18 protein-coding genes are annotated in these 16,664 nt (G+C 46.0%); 11 read left to right on the top strand and 7 right to left on the bottom strand.

Annotated features, from left to right (window positions below):
- Positions 1 to 113: 113 nt before the first annotated feature.
- A complete protein-coding gene (locus tag J0L70_RS16575; protein WP_287455304.1) occupies positions 114 to 1,184 on the top strand; it encodes a glycosyltransferase family 47 protein in 1,071 nt (356 codons plus the stop codon).
- A gap of 81 nt (positions 1,185 to 1,265) precedes the next feature.
- On the opposite strand, the gene J0L70_RS16570 is transcribed toward J0L70_RS16575, so the two are convergent.
- Positions 1,266 to 2,474 carry a YdcF family protein gene (locus J0L70_RS16570; RefSeq protein WP_017288710.1) on the bottom strand — a complete coding sequence of 403 codons (1,209 nt, stop codon included), beginning with the start codon at positions 2,472 to 2,474 and terminating at the stop codon, positions 1,266 to 1,268.
- Between the two features lie 604 nt (positions 2,475 to 3,078).
- On the opposite strand from J0L70_RS16570, the gene galE reads away from it, so the two are divergent.
- Complete coding sequence (galE, locus tag J0L70_RS16565) at positions 3,079 to 4,077, top strand: UDP-glucose 4-epimerase GalE (protein ID WP_287455303.1); 999 nt, start codon at positions 3,079 to 3,081, stop codon at positions 4,075 to 4,077.
- A gap of 136 nt (positions 4,078 to 4,213) precedes the next feature.
- Here the strand turns inward: galE and J0L70_RS16560 are convergent, their stop codons facing one another.
- Entirely contained in the window at positions 4,214 to 4,798 is a 585-nt protein-coding gene (locus J0L70_RS16560; RefSeq protein ID WP_353736642.1) for a sugar transferase, read from the bottom strand.
- A 377-nt stretch (positions 4,799 to 5,175) separates the two neighbouring features.
- Between J0L70_RS16560 and J0L70_RS16555 the strand changes: the two genes are divergently transcribed.
- From J0L70_RS16555 to J0L70_RS16545, 3 genes are all read left to right on the top strand, one after another.
- Complete coding sequence (locus J0L70_RS16555; RefSeq protein ID WP_017288715.1) at positions 5,176 to 5,430, top strand: hypothetical protein; 255 nt, start codon at positions 5,176 to 5,178, stop codon at positions 5,428 to 5,430.
- Positions 5,431 to 5,588: 158 nt separating this feature from the next.
- A complete protein-coding gene (locus J0L70_RS16550) occupies positions 5,589 to 6,509 on the top strand; it encodes a HetZ-related protein 2 (protein WP_190651965.1) in 921 nt (306 codons plus the stop codon).
- Positions 6,510 to 6,629: 120 nt separating this feature from the next.
- Positions 6,630 to 8,027 (top strand): Sll1247 family protein, encoded by a 1,398-nt coding sequence (locus J0L70_RS16545; RefSeq protein WP_287455301.1) that lies wholly within the window; start codon positions 6,630 to 6,632, stop codon positions 8,025 to 8,027.
- Here the strand turns inward: J0L70_RS16545 and J0L70_RS16540 are convergent.
- On the bottom strand, positions 8,018 to 8,905 hold the full coding sequence (locus J0L70_RS16540) for a putative bifunctional lysylphosphatidylglycerol flippase/synthetase (protein ID WP_287455300.1): 888 nt from the start codon (positions 8,903 to 8,905) through the stop codon (positions 8,018 to 8,020). The genes J0L70_RS16545 and J0L70_RS16540 overlap by 10 nt on opposite strands.
- 169 nt (positions 8,906 to 9,074) lie before the next feature.
- Between J0L70_RS16540 and J0L70_RS16535 the strand changes: the two genes are divergently transcribed.
- The 5 genes from J0L70_RS16535 (at position 9,075) to J0L70_RS16515 (ending at position 12,479) form a co-directional block, all read left to right on the top strand.
- Positions 9,075 to 9,593 (top strand): DUF6658 family protein, encoded by a 519-nt coding sequence (locus J0L70_RS16535; protein ID WP_026148706.1) that lies wholly within the window; start codon positions 9,075 to 9,077, stop codon positions 9,591 to 9,593.
- A gap of 228 nt (positions 9,594 to 9,821) precedes the next feature.
- Entirely contained in the window at positions 9,822 to 10,148 is a 327-nt protein-coding gene (locus J0L70_RS16530) for an NfeD family protein (protein WP_287455299.1), read from the top strand.
- Between the two features lie 244 nt (positions 10,149 to 10,392).
- On the top strand, positions 10,393 to 10,653 hold the full coding sequence (locus tag J0L70_RS16525; protein WP_017288720.1) for a hypothetical protein: 261 nt from the start codon (positions 10,393 to 10,395) through the stop codon (positions 10,651 to 10,653).
- A 164-nt stretch (positions 10,654 to 10,817) separates the two neighbouring features.
- Positions 10,818 to 11,126 carry a hypothetical protein gene (locus J0L70_RS16520; protein ID WP_017288721.1) on the top strand — a complete coding sequence of 103 codons (309 nt, stop codon included), beginning with the start codon at positions 10,818 to 10,820 and terminating at the stop codon, positions 11,124 to 11,126.
- Between the two features lie 387 nt (positions 11,127 to 11,513).
- Positions 11,514 to 12,479, top strand: coding sequence for a glutathione S-transferase family protein (locus J0L70_RS16515; protein WP_287455298.1), 966 nt, complete (start codon positions 11,514 to 11,516; stop codon positions 12,477 to 12,479).
- Between the two features lie 126 nt (positions 12,480 to 12,605).
- On the opposite strand, the gene J0L70_RS16510 is transcribed toward J0L70_RS16515, so the two are convergent.
- The 4 genes from J0L70_RS16510 to J0L70_RS16495 form a co-directional block, all read right to left on the bottom strand.
- Entirely contained in the window at positions 12,606 to 13,301 is a 696-nt protein-coding gene (locus J0L70_RS16510; protein WP_017288723.1) for a hypothetical protein, read from the bottom strand.
- Between the two features lie 99 nt (positions 13,302 to 13,400).
- The gene (locus J0L70_RS16505; protein ID WP_017288724.1) at positions 13,401 to 14,189 is read right to left on the bottom strand and encodes an alpha/beta fold hydrolase; all 789 of its coding nucleotides are present in this window, start codon (positions 14,187 to 14,189) and stop codon (positions 13,401 to 13,403) included.
- 205 nt (positions 14,190 to 14,394) lie between these two features.
- The gene (locus J0L70_RS16500; RefSeq protein ID WP_287455297.1) at positions 14,395 to 15,561 is read right to left on the bottom strand and encodes a sensor histidine kinase; all 1,167 of its coding nucleotides are present in this window, start codon (positions 15,559 to 15,561) and stop codon (positions 14,395 to 14,397) included.
- The gene (locus tag J0L70_RS16495; RefSeq protein ID WP_017288727.1) at positions 15,558 to 16,262 is read right to left on the bottom strand and encodes a response regulator; all 705 of its coding nucleotides are present in this window, start codon (positions 16,260 to 16,262) and stop codon (positions 15,558 to 15,560) included. Before J0L70_RS16495 ends, J0L70_RS16500 begins: the two co-directional genes overlap by 4 nt.
- Before the next feature lie 184 nt (positions 16,263 to 16,446).
- Here J0L70_RS16495 and psb30 point away from each other — a divergent pair, with 184 nt between their 5' ends.
- Positions 16,447 to 16,575: a photosystem II reaction center protein Ycf12/Psb30 gene (psb30, locus tag J0L70_RS16490; protein WP_017288728.1), complete on the top strand. Its 129-nt coding sequence runs from the start codon at positions 16,447 to 16,449 to the stop codon at positions 16,573 to 16,575.
- The last annotated feature ends 89 nt before the right edge of the window (positions 16,576 to 16,664 follow it).

Below are 16,664 nucleotides of genomic sequence, written 5' to 3'. Positions count from 1 at the left end.
CAACTTAACCAACTTTTCACGCAAAGTTCACAAGATCACTAAGGGGATTTACGGAATCGATAAGCGACTTGTTGGACAATAGAAAGTATCAAATTTATCTGGCGCTTCTAACGATGCAAACCACGCAGAGGCTGGCAAACCAGTACTATATCTATGTCGATCCAACCCTTCCCCCGGAACCTTGGGATATCTACGACCCAAATCCTCAGAACCGCGGGTTTGTTGCCTACTTTGGTCAGGTCTTGCAAAAGGTTGAGGAAAATCTAGGAAGAAGCGGGCTGGTTTTCTATGTCACGCTGAGTGATATGCGGACGTTGCCCTCTTATGGTGACAATGTTATCGTCTTAATCATCGGCGATGAACACTATCGAATTCCTCAATACATTCACAAAGTTGGGGCAGTCTTTAAGTCCTATGGCATTACTCAGGAAATGCAATGGAAGAATTTCTTGAAGCCTTCCTATCGAGATTTCATTACGCTAATTCAGTATTTTAGCAATCTATCGTTACGGCTACCGTTACTGATTAACTACGAATTTCAAAAGCTCAGATCGCTTATCTTAAAAAACGTAAGAGTTGCGCCTATCTTTGATCTACCCGGCGGATATTACAATTCTGAAAACTTGCCTATTAAAGCAATAGAAGATCGTACCTATGATGTGTTCTTCGATGGCAGTGTTCAGAACAATATTTATTCCAAGTGGTCAACTAAAAACTGGCTCAAAACACCAAAGATTGTGGCGCGATCGCAGATGCTGGAAAATCTCGATCGCTTTCACCAAAACCATCCTCAATATCGGGTGCAATTAGCCATTCAACAGGCGTTTGGAGTCGTCAGCGAAGAATCGGCATGGAGTTACAGCGAGAACTTAATGAACGCCAAAGTGTGTTTAGTGCCCCGAGGAACCACCCTTGAGTCTTTTCGGATTTGTGAAGCCATGCGCTATGGCTGCGTGATTGTCGTTGAAGATTTACCAAACCGTGAGTTCTATCGAAATGCTCCAGTCGTGCGTGTGAAAAACTGGAAAAATCTTGAACCTGTTCTTGCAGCACTACTGAGCGATCAACGGCAAATGCGGGAAATTCACGAGCAAACTCTGGCATGGTGGGAAACGCAAATGGCAGAACCCGTCATTGGCAAACAGATTGCAGCAGCGTTGAATCAACTCCCTCATATTCCCTAATCCCGCGGGGCTGTCCGAAGAAAAAGGGTAGAGACGGACCATCTCTACCCTTTTTCAATACAAACTCAATGCAAATGCGTTCTAGAGCGTCCGAATCGGTCGAATCCATCCTCGTAAGAAGTAATAGATCGAAGCGATGTATTCATTAAGCACTTTAGAACTCAGAGACAACGCATCAATACTAGGCAGGAGATCCGAGAGTTGAAAATTGCGCTCCACCACATCTCGTCCTTGTGCCCTGCCTCGCAGTGACTCTCTGGGCGGCAACGTGTAAAAGTTCGTCGGACGCGAAATTACGCTCAGCGGAACATTATTCAGATTAAACTCGCGAGTGAACGTGAGTGTCGCCCGATTCATCTCGATCGCAGAAGCGACCAAAATCAACTGATTGCCAAAATTCACGCCACGTCGTCGTAACTCTTCGCGAGCATTTCTTGCGCTATCAATGATCGTCGGGCTATTAGAATCGCCGATAATATCCTCTGCTGGAATTCCTAATCGCTGTAAAAATCTCCGCGCATCTGCGGCTTCAGACACCTCATCCCGAGTTTCTCCCTGCTTGCGATTCCGCTCAGGTCGAGTGCCTGCACTTACCAATACCAGGGGAGCCGTTCCCCGTGCTCGTTCGTCCTGATAAAGCTGATTGGTATAGGTGAGAATATCTCCTCGCTCTGTTAGCTGAATCGGTTGCTCTGCTAACACCGTAAATGCTCCAGGCGGAATCGGAGCCGGCGGCTGAATGAGTTGATTGGTCGGAGGCGCAGGGGGCGCAGGAATCGGTTGCGTGAGCGGTCTTAACTGTAATTGAGTCGTATCCTGTGCCAAAGCCACAATCACTCGCCTTGCCCCCGCCGGAAGCGCTTCGGTCGCGATCGGACGAGTAATCGAGATCGCTTCCGCCTCTGCTCGCTGTGCTAAGAAGTACGATACCGCAGGAATACTGAGAATCAGTAACGCCGGAATCGCAATTCGGAGCAGCAGTAATCCAGTCTTGGACAACTTCCCGCCCCGAACCAACTCAGTAAAGGCAATCAGCAGCAAGACCAAGATAATCCCAAGCGGGGTAAATGGAATCGCAATTACTCGAAACAGATCACCAATCAGCCCTTCTTGAGGCGATCCGCGATAGAACGTAAATGCAGCTACCCCTAATAGTAGTAAAAGAACTAATCCACCCAGGAATGCTCTCGGAAGTGCGCGCAGCAAGACATACCAGGCAAACAGACCCACTACCACCCAGAGCAACACCTGAGTCAATAGCACAAATACATCAGTTACTAATAAAACCATCTAACAATCCCTTGCATTGTTGAAATGTTCCTCACCACCGAAAGCACTCCTTCAACGATTAAATTGAAGATAAAACTTCATCGCTTCAAGATTACCCGTAGGTATCCAATTTGCAAACGTAACTCGTTCGTAAAAAATGAATCACCTAATGATGACGATCGAACTCCATTAATTTAGACTTGCACTAAAAAATAAACGGTTTCAAGACTAGGATTGTACCGAAATTTCTTAGTTCGTAGGGCGTTTCTTGAACCGAATTGCAGATTTTTTTCAAAAACATCGTAGCGGAAACACTTTTTTGGAAAATCTACGGATTTTGAGTGTCAGAACGGATCAAAAATCAGGCAAAATTCAAGATTGATGGCTTGAATCTTCCAATCAATTTTGCAAAAGTGGCAAACAGACTAAGGGTGTACAGGAGGAAAATTCAGTGGAACTGATTTTAGCGGGTATCGTATTTGCAGTGATCTTATTCTTGTTAACGCGCGATATTTTCAAGTAACTCCCGCGTCATGAAAACTTAAATAAGTTCGCCGCTTTCTCCTGAATGTGAAAGCGCGTTCCTGAAGTGGGAATAGTCCTAGAACTTGGGTGAGGATTTATTGTGTCATCTGAAAAGCCGATCGTATTAGTGACAGGTGGAGCCGGATATATCGGTTCTCACGCGGTGCTTGCTTTGCAAAATGCGGGCTATGAAGTGGTGGTCTTTGACAATCTCGTTTACGGACACCGCGATATTGTTGAGAATGTGCTGAAGGTCGAGTTAATCGAAGGAGATACGAACGATCGCGAATTGCTCGATCGTGTGTTTGCTGCTCGTCCCTTTAGCGCGGTGATGCACTTTGCTGCTTATGCCTATGTCGGTGAATCAGTCGCCTACCCAGATAAGTACTACCGCAATAATGTGATTGGAACGTTGACTTTGTTAGAAGCAATGGTCGCGGCTGGGATTAAATCTTTTGTCTTCTCCTCGACTTGCGCGACGTATGGCGTTCCGAAAATAGTCCCCATTCCTGAAGATCATCCTCAAGATCCGATCAACCCGTATGGTGCGACGAAGCTGATGGTTGAGCGCATCTTAGCCGATTTCGATCAAGCCTACGATTTCAAATCTGTGGCGTTTCGTTACTTTAATGCTGCGGGAGCTGATCCCCAGGGGCGGCTCGGTGAAGATCACCAGCCTGAAACTCACTTAATTCCGTTAGTGTTGATGGCGGCTCTAGGGAAGCGAGATGCCATCTCAATTCTCGGAACAGATTATCCAACTCCTGACGGAACCTGTATTCGGGATTATATTCACGTCAGCGATCTGGCTGAAGCGCATGTGCTTGGGCTGAATTACTTGCTGCAAGGGGGTAATTCTCAGCGATTTAACTTGGGCAATGGCAACGGATTCTCGGTTAGAGAAGTGATCGAGATGGCGCGTAAGGTGACGGGTCGATCGATTAACGCGATCGAGTGCGATCGTCGACCGGGCGATCCGCCTGCGCTGGTTGGCAGTGCAGAAAAAGCTCGCTCACTGCTCGGTTGGAATCCGCAATATGCGGATTTAGAGCAGATTCTTAGCCACGCTTGGCAATGGCATCAGAAACGCCACGCTTAGACGAAAATTTTCGGAAGGTGGAGTTTTACAAGACTCCGCCTTCTTGCCTCATGCAAAATGACACAATCCCCAATTCATGCCAAAAGCTCTGAGTTTCTCAAAACTCAGAGCTTTTGTTTGCAATGATTCGAGTGATCTAAAACGCTCCAACCCTGGCAAAGATGACATAAATCGTTCTCACAATCAGAACAATGTCATAAAACGGTGTCCACAGCGCTTGATACCGCAGATCTAACTGAACGATTTCTTCAAAATCCTTCACCATCGATCGCCCATTCACCTGCCATTCGCCCGTAATACCAGGCTTTACATTTAAGCGCTGCCAGTGATGTTCGCTGTACTGAGCGACCTCATCGGGAGTCGGTGGACGAGTCCCAACGAGACTCATTTCGCCCCGCAATACGTTCCAAAACTGGGGCAACTCATCGAGGCTCGTTTTCCGAAGGAAACGCCCAACCCGAGTAATGCGCGGATCTTGTTGATTTTTGAAAATTAAGCCTTCTGCTTCATTCTCAACCTGGGATTTTAGATGCTCGGCTCCATCGACCATGGATCGGAACTTGTACATCCGAAACGGTTTGCCTAACAAACCATGCCGTTCTTGCCCATAGAAAATTGGCCCTGGGCTATCTAACCGAATCGCGATCGCCAAAGGGACGAATAATATCGCTACGATCAAGAGTCCGGCTACGCTACCAATAATGTCGATGGCGCGCTTCAAGAAAGAAGTAGTAGATCGATGGGGCACTTGAAAATTGGTTGATGCAATCTGAGAATCGGTGAATGACGAGGCAAGAGTAGGATTAAACATAGTTCGGGCAAATGCTTGAAACCGTGGTATCACTGAAGTCAGGTCTCATACTTTCATGTAAAGCCTAACGAAAGCCCAAATTTACTAATAGCCCTCACTCAGATATTTCCTCAAAACTTTTTACTCTTGTCCGCATTTTTGGTTTTTATGAAGATTCCGTGAAGAGTAACCTGAGTAGTTTTACGCTTGACGCAATTAATTACAGCGCAGGGAATGAGAAAGCTCGATTAAAATAGGGTTCAGCCGTTGCCCTATCAAATTTCAGCTGATGAGGAGGACATTGAATTTTGGAATCACAACAACTTGCGGCGATCGTGCACGATCTTGCCGAGACGACGATCGCGGCGGCTGAAACGATCGAGCAACTCTCTGATCGACTCGACACGATTACGACACAAGTCGATCAGCAAGGCAAGCAACTCTCCGCCTTAACGAACGCTTTACAGACCTTGACCGAAAATCAATCGACGTTGGTCAATCATATTGTTCATCTCACTGAAACTCTAGATCGGATTGCCACGTCACTCGACTCCAAGAGCTAGAAGATTTTAAGAGTCATCGAGCGACTTTTGAGAAACGATTTATACTGAAGCCTCGGATATAAGTGAGTGCGGTGTTTACTAGTCTTACCCATTCGGGTAAGTGATTTTGTGAGCGACTCTGCGGCACACTCTATATCAGGGCATTGAGGACGGCAACCATGACATATGTAGAACAGATCGCCGAGGACTGGCGATCGCGGCTTAAAACTGAACTTCCCCGTAGCAGCGAGACCACGAGAGAAAGTATCGTTCAATGGTTATTAGGAGACGATCTTGATCGCTTTGAAACCTACACCGCAGAACGGCTCGACATCGAAGTCCAAGCGATGGATTACCGCTATCGCATTCTGGTTCAACGGTATTTTGAGACTCCTCCCCAACGCGCTTACAAGAATCTGATGCAGCGTTTGGGAAGTATGTTTGTCATTCGTAACAAAATTAACACCTGGATTGCGCTGTCACGCGATCGGCAAACGACGGTTGTCGATGTCTTACAAGAAGTGATCCAGGACTTGCTGCAAAATGACAACTATATGCAGCAACAAGTGAAGTGGATCGCTGAATGCACCAGTGATCCCCGATTACGCAATGCCATCGTGCTAACCGCAACCGAAGAGTACTGTCTCCGCCCGATTCGCAACCAGCCGTTGCTAGTTTATCGATTCGTCAATTTTCAAAAGCGCACTCAGCGGGGCGGCATGACTCAAGTGCCCGCGGCTGATTTTATTCGGCTCGTCTCTGAAGAGATTACCTCGGATGATGCAGAAGGCACAGTCAGTTTGCTAGATGGAGAAGCGATCGCGCAATTCCAAGAAGCAGAAGCGCAACAACAGCAGCAAGAACTGCGAGGCGCAATCGCGCGGCAGTTTGAAGACTATCTGACCGAGAAGGTTGGAGAAGATGCCGCCCAGTGGTTACGGTTTTATTTACAAGGTAAAACGCAAGAAGCGATCGCGCAGATGTTAGATATGCCAATCAAGCAGGTGTATCGACTGCGTGAGAAAGTGAATTATCATGCAGTCCGTGTGTTTGCTCAAAAGAGCCAGCCTGAACTCGTTACAGAATGGTTAGGACGTTAACTTGTTCGTTTGAGAGTCACGAGTGGGCACACTGAATCAGAGTGGTAGTGTCCGTAAGATTACTGAACTCGTTTCATGAGGTTTAGGTCAACTCCCTCGTTTGTTCTCTGGGAATGAATTATGAGTACAACGTCAGACCAACAGCCGCAAGATCTGCGATCAAATGCTTCAGAAACTGAAGCCCAGATTGCCGTCGATGAAGTCGATGTTGCTGCTTTGGAGCCGTCGCGTACTGAATGGGTTGAGCCATCGATTCACCAAGCTCAAGAAACCCTGTATCGGTTTCTCCTCGAAGTTGTGAAACAATGGCCGCCCGAAGAGGTGCTGCTGGAATTTAAGCGTTTGTTTTTCTATCTAGGGGATACAGCAACTTCTGGCGCGGCTCAGGCTGTGCATCAGCTTGTCATCAGTAATAATCAAGTTGCATTTAAAAATACGCTGAAACGGGCTTGCTATATTCTTGTTAATAATTGGGATGCAGCCAGACAGTACAAATCAATTCAAGAATTAGTGCGATCGTTTCAAGAAATTGCGATCGCAGCCCCATCTATTTCTCCTTCTGCAAACCGTCTCAAAGCTTGGATTGAAGATTTCAGAAATAGCCAAGATTATACTGATTTAAAACTTTTTACTGCACGCTACGAGGAACAGCCCAAAGAGAAATGGGTGAGTCGATATACTTCTTATTTACTGGTTCCTCAGTATGTCGATACCAGGAATCCGATTGAGCAACGAGAAGCAGCACGGGCACTGTCTCGCCAGCTCAAAGACCGATTTAAGTTTGATCTAGCGATGTATATTGCAAAATCGCAGTCTGCAACATCCGCTGAAAAAATGCCAAAGAATCCGACTGCTTTAGGCGATAACGTTTTGATGTTAATTAAAGCGATCGTGGCAAGGCGTGGACAATATAGCTATGCTAATTTAGCGCATATTTTTATTAATCAAATTCAGACTTTGAACTATCAACAATTCAAACAAAGTCTGCAAAAGTATCTGATTTTCTCGGTTGATCATCACAGTCAGTTCGCAGCCGAATTTGAGGCGAGACTGGTTGAGAAATTAGAAGCACTCTATCCAGATTATGAGCAGAGGGCGCTGAGTGATGCTTTGGTGTTGAGAACCTGTAATCGCCTGATTGAAGCGTTGACGACTGAAAATCGCAAAGATCCATCGCCGCTGTTTGTGCTACTTCTGGCACAGGGTAACCCGATGACTTTGGTGATTGTCTTGCTCAAACTGGTGCTGATTTGTAATGCTTCGCGATCGCATCTTGAGGCTCAAATCGCTGCCCTCATTCGCTATTACGAACAGTTACCCGAGCAAGAGTGCCATTGGGTTGTCAACTTCTTGGAATTCTTTAACGTTACTTTTGCAATTCATGCCGAAAACGTCCAATACAATCTTGTCAAAATGCAAGAAACTCCTCCAACTCAGACGACGCTGGATCACTATCGGATTTTCTCGCAGATGAAGCCAATCATTCGCCCTCAACCTCCAGAAGTCTCTCAATCTTGAGGAAAGAGCCGATCGTCAATCCATGCCAATCCTGCTCCTAAAGTTTCAGCCAGGGTATTGACCAAGCGATACAGAGCCACGATCGCTAAAATTTCACCACTTGGAAACGATCGGCTTAGGAATGCAATTGCGACCGCTTCAAACACACCAATGCCTCCTGGGAGTCCTGGCGTGATCAGTCCGAGGAGCCATGCCCATGAAAATGCGGTGACGAGAAGCGGTAGATCTCCCCAATTCACCGTACGCAGTGCTAAAACGGCAAAGACAAAGCCGATGGATCGCAATCCCAAAAAGCCGATCTCTCCGAGTAATGGCAAAAGCGGATATTTTTCAAGTCGCAGTATTGAAGTTGATGGCTTGAGCTTGCTGATTTGTCGAAGAATCGGGTTGAGAAAGATCGGGTGAATTGCAATCAGGATCGCGATCGCGATGCCAATTTGCAGCCAAGCGATTGACCCTGATCCAATCAGAACAAACAAACAGCCTGCAATTACCATCAAGAGCGGTTCTAAGAGAATGCTTAAAGTTGCCGCTTCCACAGGAATTTTCAGTTTTGTAGCGGCAGAAATGCGCCCATAGAAGTGCCAAATATTTCCAGGCAGGTATTTCGCTAGATTCGTTGTCAGGTAGGTCTTTGCACCCCAAGCGCCAGAAACGCGATAAGACAGAAGTTTCAGAATCCATGCCCAGACGTAGCCTGCAAAGATATGAGCGAAAAGGGTGATTCCGAGTGCGATCGTTAAACAAGCAATTCCAGCCGCATCAATTCGGATTTGAACAACCTCGCGCCAATGATTTGCCAACGTTTTCAGCAGGAAAAACAGCACGGCAGCCAAAATCAGCCCGCGCAAAAAAGGTTTTAACTGCTTGCGATTCACAATCCAAAGCCTCAGCAACGCTTACTCAGCGTAATCGTTCTAGGGACAGAAAGAAATGCTGAAATTTGAAACCTGAGATGCAACTTGCGCTAGAGGGCACGAAATCATGCAGTTCTATATCGTCTAGGTGTCTCGATATGCACAATTTCTAAATTCAATGGAGATTTTTATGAGCAAAATCGCATCGGTTGTCAAAGCACTTCGATTAAAAGAAATCACGATCGCATTCCTTGCTGGAGTCATGTTGTTACTGAACACCGCTTGTAGTGGTGCGGCTCAAGCTAAAATGCCTTCTTTATCGACATCGACTTCTTTAGACAATGATCCGCATCCTGTGAATCAAACCCAGCCTTACAAAGGCGGCATGAACAATTACGATGACACGCCACCAGGACAAATTCCTTCAGAAAAAGCGAAGTCCTTGGTAGATAATGCAAAGCGCAATGTGGATGCGCGTTATGGCAACGCATTAGAGAAGACCTCTGACGAATTGGGTGACACGATGGGAGAACGGGTCAATCGCGTTACAGAAACTGCGAAAAATGCAGTCGGTCGAGGAACTCAAAACATCAAAGACAATGTGAAAGATGCCGCAGATGATGCTGCTTATCAGTCAAAGCGAACCACGAAAACTCTGAGCGATAAGGCTCAAGATGCCATCGACGCAGCAAAAGACACGGTCAAATAATTTCAGCCTCAAATTAACCTCATATGATGACGCTCGGATCAGCCGGGCGTTTTTTTTGAAGTCTTGACACACAAAAAATACACAATATATAATCCAATAAAAGCTGAATTCAAGTGGCTTATTTACTTAAATTTTACTTAGATTCAGCGTGGTGCAGCGAAAGATTATTCTCTGCGAAGTGAGTGAGTGTTATTGAATCTAACCTCAAATCCACAACTGGAGGCAGTCATGAAATGTGTAAGCGGGTTGCAATTCTGGAAATCTTTCTTTTCGATCGCGGATGCCTATCATCAACCTGATCTCGAGATTGCAGAGAAAGTTTATGAATTAGGACAAATTGCCCAAGTCTGTGAGAAATTACGACCTGGACAACTTGGGCAGGTCGAATTTCGGGGCAGTTGGTGGACAGCTTTGTGTCTAGACAACGTTGTATTGCTACCCGGAGCTAGCGTTTGTGTTGTCGATCGGGTGGAACTGATCTTAGTCGTTGAACCGCTCGCTACTCCGCAAGTCCGTGCATTGCGACCTAAGAAACGAGGAGAAATCGCTGCGTAGAAGAACCCTGCCTACGAGAAGTCGATCGTGGGCAAGGTTAAGTATAAAATTCACAGAATAATTACATATCAATTGTTCATAACAAGACCCATGTTCAAAACCAGAAAGGTGTGGATAATGGAGATAGTATGAGTGAGCAAAAGTGTATTCAAAGCAGATTCCATCGGGGTGCAGCTTTTGCTTCAATACTTATGATGAAATGGCTTGCGGAATCGCGTAGTTGCTCGTAGAGGATTAGATAACAATGGTGGAGAATTCTCCTGTGACAGATTCAACTTCAAAAAAATCTGCCACCACCAAACTCAGAAAGAGATTAAATCTAGATTTGTCTCCGGAAGCTTACGACTTATTGCAATCGCTTTCGGATGAGTCAGGCAAGAACATGGCGGAGGTACTCAGAACAGGATTGGCATTGTACGGGATTGCACGCGAAGAGAAGAAGAAAGGTCGGAGTTTGGGTGTGGTCGAAGACGATCGCGTTGTCAAAGAAATCGTCATTCCTTAAAGCTGAGATGTTCCTATCCCCATTGAAAAACTCAGGACGGTGATTCCTCTTCTTCAAACTGGCGTAGATTGTGCTCAAACTTTTCAACGAAGTTTTGAACTGTCCTGTGTGGAGAGGAGTGATCGTTCTGAGGTTTAGTGTGTACCTGGAGGATCAAGGGGATTATGGAGCGGATTTCATCAGATGACTATCTCAGTCGGCGAGGTGTGGATCAAACAGGAATCAGAATTACGAGTATGCTCTGGTTTTCGAGGTGGTCGAAGCAGCGGCGGAAAGTGCGATCGTCACCAAATTTTGCTGCAACTCAGGTCACTAAGCAGAATCGATTTTGGATATGGATTGCGATCGCAATGAGTCAGATTTTGTTTGCAACCTGGTTAAGTTTGCCAGCAAAAGCACAATGTCAGGATGAAGTCTCTCAAAACTGGCTACAGTTCTCGATGGAATTAATCACGGAGTCATTAAAACTTTAGTGTTCTTCTAACAAGAATTGCTTGGTTAAATACGCTACAAATTGAGTCTGCTTCTCAACCAAATGATCAATAAAATTAACAAGAAAAACCGGAGATCTCCTTACTCAACGGGTAAGTTCCCTATGGCAGATGTTGAATGAAACCTTTATTGTTATGACTGATAGTGGGGAGACATTAGCCTCGTAATTTAATTTGTCTCTATTCAAAAATAAGGTTAACGCTATGCCTCTATGTCCTTGCTGCTCAGAAAAGCTTCTTCGTCATGTTCGTCAAGGCAAGGTGTATTGGTTCTGTACACATTGTTGGCAAGAGATGCCGGACTTAGAAACTGTCATACATTCTAGTGATAAGGAAACAGTACTTGTTGAAAAACAGTAGGGGTTAAGTATGGCATTGGGAATGATGGTCGATGGAAAGTGGACGACTGATTGGAATGAACGAGATCAAAGCGGAAAATTCAACCGATCGCCAACGAAATTTCGCGATCGCATTACGGCTGATGGTTCTAGCGGATTTCCAGCCGCCTCAGGGCGCTATCATCTTTATGTGTCGCTAGCTTGTCCTTGGGCACATCGCACGTTAATGATGCGATCGCTCAAAGGATTAGAGGCAGTCATTGGGCTTTCAATTGTTGATGCAGTGTTAAGTGAGAAAGGCTGGTATTTCTCTGAAAATCCGGGGGCGATTCCGGATTCGGTCAATCAGGCTGAATATCTGCAAGAGATCTATGTCAAAGCGGATGCAAAGTATACGGGGCGAGTTACAGTTCCGGTGCTGTGGGATAAAGAGAAAAGTACGATCGTCAATAATGAATCTCGCGAAATTATTCGCATGTTCGATACAGAATTTGCAGAATTTGCAACGCGAACGAATGATCTTTATCCACAGGATCTCCAACAGCAGATCGATGACACGATCGATAAAATCTACATGCCAGTTAACAATGGTGTATATCGAGCGGGATTTGCCACCACGCAAGAAGCGTATGAAGAAGCAGTGACCGAACTTTTCCAGAATTTGGACTACTGGGAGGCTGTATTAGCAAAGCAAAGATATCTGTGTGGCGATCGCTTAACAGAAGCAGATATCTGCATGTTCTCCACATTGTTACGGTTTGATTCGGTTTATCACGGTCATTTTAAGTGTAATTTGCGTCGAATTTTGGACTATCCAAATCTGTGGAACTATCTCAAAGAACTGTACCAACATCCACAGATTCAGCCGACTTGCAATCTAGACCACATTAAACGCCATTACTACATGAGTCAGACTCAGATTAATCCGAATCGGATTGTGCCAATTGGGCCACAGATCGATTGTGATGAAAAGCACGATCGCGATCGATTCAGTTAGAAAACGGTATTGCTCTCTAAGTTCGATATTATCGACTCGCTGTGTTATACACCCGCCCCGAAATGGAATTCGGGGTGGGGCAGAATCAGAGTGAGTGGACTGAGTGAGTGGACTTGTCGAAATGATTTAATCAAACCAACCGACATCCGGATCTGAACTCTTCACGGGTGCAAAATTATTTGGGAAAACTGGATGGGCAAGCGTTACAGCTTGGCGTTTTTTCAAAATGTCCTGATGGCTTCTCAGATCCGCCTCAGCTTGAGCAGTTGCTAATGCAGATTTTTGCTCAGTGGCTTGATTTTCTTGCAAGGTTTTGTTTTCAGCAATTAGAGCTTGATTCGATTCTGCAAGCTTCAAAGCTGCTTGTTGCGCTTTTTCGAGTTCAGATTGCAGATGATCGATTTTCCCAGCACTGGTTCTCAGTTGCTTGTTCTCTTCAATCAACGTTTGATTCGATTCTGCAAGCTTCAAAGCAGTATGTTGAGCTTCTTCGACATTTGCTTGGAGATGTTTGACGATCGCATCGTGATCTTCAACTTGCGCTTTTAATTGGGTGATCGACTCTTGTAATGATTTTTCGGTTTGCTGGGTTTGTTCTAACTGTTTGACGATCGCATCATGATCTTCGACTTGCGCTTTTAATTGGGTGATCGACTCTTGTAATGATTTTTCGGTTTGCTGGGCTTGTTCTAAAGCAGCCTTTAATTCATGAACCTCAGTCTTCTCTGAGTCTTGATTTTCGGGCTGTACAGTTTCTGCTTCAATGGTGAGGGTTTTGTGATTTGAGGTGATGTTTTTTTGCGATCGTCGTTGCGTTGCCATAGTCTCAACCCCTAAGTTCCTATCTCAACATTAAAAGAGACTCAGGCGGAGATCGATTAATCTTTGTGTCGTATTTGTTGCAGAAAGTTAGAGCTAAAGTTAGAGCCATTTGGTAATAGCATTCTGAACTACCTCTGGAGCTTCTGCCATCACCAAATGTCCAACGTTGGGAACGGTAATATGAGAGCTGTGCTCAGATTGAACATGTAAAAGATTCGCTAACCATTCATGACCCATCGCGGGCGGAAACATGGGATCATCGCCACCTGTAATCACGGTAACTGGGCAAGAAATCGGATGGTGCTGAGCGTCATAGCCCCAAAAGCCCTCGATCGCTTCAAAAGGATGAGCATCCGTCGGAATCGAATTGCGGCTGTAAAACTCTGCGAGCTGCTCATTTGAAATCGATTGCAATAAGGCTTGGACAAACTGCCAGCGATAGAGATGATGTCCGCCCAGCGCAAAAAATTTAATCACCGGAATTTCCCACCAAGGCGTAAGATTATGCGTTCCGCCGCCGATGGCGATCAGCGCTCTAGCGTGATGCCGCTTCGCCCACTCTAAACCAATGGGAACCCCATAACTATGGCAGCATAGAATCGGCTGATGAATTTTGAAGTGATGCAGCAAACGATTGAGATCCCGCTGGTGTCTCCCCACTGAGTAGCGTCGGTAGCGTCCAGACTCACCATGTCCAGCTAGATCATAGGCAAGCATTTCTTGCCCTAGCGCTTGAAAATAATCCCACTGTAAACACCAATTTGTCCGACTGCCTAAGCCTCCGTGAATAAACACGATCGCAGGAGATTTGCCAGGTGAATGAGCGACTTTCAGCGCTACTTTATTGAAGCGAATGAGCGTGCCATCTAAACTAGCAGGTGTAGCCATTAAGGTTTGCGATTCGAGTAGGAGCGATGGCTCTGAGGGAACAAATAACGCATTGAGGCAAGCCCACCTAAGGTGATTGCTCCAATGATCAACACGACAAGAGCTACAGGAAGCATAACAAAACGATGCGGAATTGATAACCTTGTCATTGTAGTTATCCAGTTTGACAAGTTCATGTCGAAGACATGACAGCGAATTTTGAATCTTAGAGTTTGGATTTGGGATAAGCCGATTCGGGAGATTCGCGATCGCGCAACGAAGACAAAAGTTTGGGTCTTTCCACTAAAATCGGTAACGAGAATCGGAACGTACTGCCTTGACCGACTTCGCTTTCAGCCTCGATCGTGCCTTTTTGTAATTCGACCAGTCGTCGAGAAATCGCAAGTCCAATGCCTGTTCCGCCTGAATGGCGATCGCGCGAGCGATCCGATCGCCAAAATCGCTCAAATACATGGGGCAAATCTTCCGCAGCAATGCCTTTGCCTGTATCTTCCACTGCAATCCAGACTCGCTCTTGTTCTGCCCAGGCGCGTAGCGTAATGCTGCCTTCGGGCGTGTAGCGGAGCGCATTTCCGACCAAATTGATCAGCACTTGTTCGACTCGTTCGGGATCGGCTAAAGCTTGAGGAAGATTGTCTGGACAGTCTACTTTTAATGTTGGACTCTCTTCGAGCAGTTGGTCAGAAAATTTTTGCACGATCGCCACTAAGAGCGGTCGAATTTGCACAGGTTGAAGCTGAATCGGTAAATAGCCTGCTTCTGCTTTGGACAGTTCTTGCAGATCATTGACTAATCGCCGTAATCGTACCGTTTCTTTGGCAAGACGTTGATAGATATCCGAAGAAGGCTCGATCGTGCCATCTGCCAATCCTTCTAAATAGCCTTCAATTACGGTTAAGGGTGTCCGTAACTCATGCGTCAAGTCCCCGACTAAATCTCGTCTGCGTTGTTCAACGCCTTCGAGATCGTGTGCCATCCGATTGAAGCTATCTGCCAGTCGGTTCAGTTCTGGAATTTCATTCTCTGGAACTCGTTCTTGTAAATGTCCTGCGGCAAAGCGTTGGGTAATCTGTTCCATTTGAATCAAAGGCTGCATAATGCGCTTTGACACCCAGTAACTTAATCCGATCGCTGTCGTTCCCCCAACCACCACTGACCAAAACGCACCTCGACTCCAAGCCGACTCGAATCCATCGACCAGTTGTCGCTTGACGCGAATCACGTTAAAGCCACTGCCCTGCAATTGTTCTAAATGCAGCACAAACAATCGGGGCGTGTAAACTTTACCCACGGTTATTAAGGTGCTTAGCCCCACAACCATGACGATCATGTGCGACAAAAATAGACGGGTGCGGAGATTGGGCTTTGTCATGGGGTAGTGTCCTCAAACTTGTAGCCGACTCCGATCACCGTTTTGACAAAGGTCGGATTTGCAGGGTCCGGTTCGATTTTCTTTCTCAATCTTGCGACATGGGTATCGACGACGCGTTCATCTCCGAAGAAGTTACTGCCCCAAAGCTTGTCGATCAGTTGCGTCCGGTTCCAGACTCGACCGGGATAGCTCATAAACGTAGAGAGTAAATCAAATTCGAGCGTTGTTAGATCAAGCGGTTCGGCTTGATCATTGATCTGACGAGATGCCGATCGCTGATCCACATCTAAAACAAAATTTTGGGTGCGATAGACCTGAGATTGTCCACCTTGGCGCATGGTTCGCCGCAATAATGCCCGCACTCGCGCGACCAGTTCTTTCGGACTAAAGGGTTTGACCATGTAATCGTCTGCGCCTGTGGACAGTCCGATAATGCGATCGATTTCTTCACCCTTTGCGGTCAACATTAGGATAAAGGGATCTTTTGTACCCGGTTTCTGACGAACCCGCGCACAGACCTCCAATCCATCTAATCCAGGGATCATCAAATCTAGGATGATCAGATCAGGTTTTTGTTCTTGGAAGATTTGTAACGCGCTGAGTCCGTCGCGGCAGGTGCGACAGGAAAACCCCTCTTTTTCCAAATAAAGTTGGATCAGTTGAGCAATTTCAGCTTCGTCTTCGACAATCAGAATTTCCATATCAACCGGGCAAAAAAGGGACGAAAAGACTTGCCTTGAGTTTAGCAATGAATTTTCGTGATGCTGCCTTCGGATTCTTATTGAGTTTTGTAAAGTTCTTTAAGATTGGGGAGCGCGTACCGATAAAATAGCTCGTATTGCAGCTTTGTGACTTTCCTATATTAAAGGCTTGTTGGGGGGACAGATGGAGTTTTTGAGCTTTCTGAACGATATTAACCTTACAGGAATCGTTCAATTGGCATTGATTGCCATGATTATGCTGGCGGGGCCAGTGGTGATCTTCTTGCTAGCGCTCCGGGGTGGAGATCTGTAAGTCGATTCCTCAAGGTGACATCAAAAAGTTTTTTCAGGTTTAAGAGAGAGTAGCTCCATAGCTCGATCGTTTCGATGATCGAGCTTTTT

Source organism: Leptolyngbya sp. UWPOB_LEPTO1 (assembly GCF_017302695.1).
Lineage (GTDB): Bacteria > Cyanobacteriota > Cyanobacteriia > Leptolyngbyales > Leptolyngbyaceae > Leptolyngbya > Leptolyngbya boryana.
Note: the sequence above shows the minus strand (reverse complement) of the source record. Positions and strands in the feature narration are given on the sequence as shown.

Excerpts from the sequence above, each read along its gene's own strand:
- J0L70_RS16575 (WP_287455304.1), top strand. The coding sequence starts at position 114 with ATGCAAACCACGCAGAGGCTGGCAAACCAGTACTATATCTATGTCGAT.
- J0L70_RS16570 (WP_017288710.1), bottom strand. The coding sequence starts at position 2,474 with ATGGTTTTATTAGTAACTGATGTATTTGTGCTATTGACTCAGGTGTTG.
- J0L70_RS16550 (WP_190651965.1), top strand. The coding sequence starts at position 5,589 with ATGACATATGTAGAACAGATCGCCGAGGACTGGCGATCGCGGCTTAAA.
- J0L70_RS16545 (WP_287455301.1), top strand. The coding sequence starts at position 6,630 with ATGAGTACAACGTCAGACCAACAGCCGCAAGATCTGCGATCAAATGCT.
- J0L70_RS16535 (WP_026148706.1), top strand. The coding sequence starts at position 9,075 with ATGAGCAAAATCGCATCGGTTGTCAAAGCACTTCGATTAAAAGAAATC.
- J0L70_RS16530 (WP_287455299.1), top strand. The coding sequence starts at position 9,822 with ATGAAATGTGTAAGCGGGTTGCAATTCTGGAAATCTTTCTTTTCGATC.
- J0L70_RS16525 (WP_017288720.1), top strand. The coding sequence starts at position 10,393 with ATGGTGGAGAATTCTCCTGTGACAGATTCAACTTCAAAAAAATCTGCC.
- J0L70_RS16520 (WP_017288721.1), top strand. The coding sequence starts at position 10,818 with ATGGAGCGGATTTCATCAGATGACTATCTCAGTCGGCGAGGTGTGGAT.
- J0L70_RS16515 (WP_287455298.1), top strand. The coding sequence starts at position 11,514 with ATGGCATTGGGAATGATGGTCGATGGAAAGTGGACGACTGATTGGAAT.
- J0L70_RS16510 (WP_017288723.1), bottom strand. The coding sequence starts at position 13,301 with ATGGCAACGCAACGACGATCGCAAAAAAACATCACCTCAAATCACAAA.
- J0L70_RS16505 (WP_017288724.1), bottom strand. The coding sequence starts at position 14,189 with ATGGCTACACCTGCTAGTTTAGATGGCACGCTCATTCGCTTCAATAAA.
- J0L70_RS16500 (WP_287455297.1), bottom strand. The coding sequence starts at position 15,561 with ATGACAAAGCCCAATCTCCGCACCCGTCTATTTTTGTCGCACATGATC.
- J0L70_RS16495 (WP_017288727.1), bottom strand. The coding sequence starts at position 16,262 with ATGGAAATTCTGATTGTCGAAGACGAAGCTGAAATTGCTCAACTGATC.
- psb30 (WP_017288728.1), top strand. The coding sequence starts at position 16,447 with ATGGAGTTTTTGAGCTTTCTGAACGATATTAACCTTACAGGAATCGTT.